At 66.1% G+C, this 289-nt stretch carries 1 pseudogene; it reads left to right on the forward strand.

Going from position 1 to position 289, the window contains the following annotated elements:
* Positions 1 to 289 (forward strand): annotated as a pseudogene (locus tag AB3X94_RS42085) (hypothetical protein); the annotation flags it as partial.

Here is a 289-nt window from a genome sequence, read left to right on the forward strand (position 1 = left end):
TGGTGAACAACGACGGCCTGACCATCAAGAACGGCCCGAGCATCACCACGGGTGGCATCGACGCGGGTGGCAGGAAGATCATCAACGTGGCGGCGGGTGTGGACGCTGGCGACGCGGTGAACAAGGAACAGCTCGACGAGGTCGGCAAGACGGCCAGCGCAGGCTGGAACGTGAGCGCGCAGGGCGCGAATGCGACGAACGTGGCGCCGGGCGGCACGGTCGACCTGCAGAACACCGATGGCAACCTCGCGGTGAGCAAGAGCACGGCCGGCAACGACGTGAACTTCGA

The organism is Paraburkholderia sp. BR10923 (assembly GCF_040948765.1).
Lineage (GTDB): Bacteria > Pseudomonadota > Gammaproteobacteria > Burkholderiales > Burkholderiaceae > Paraburkholderia > Paraburkholderia youngii.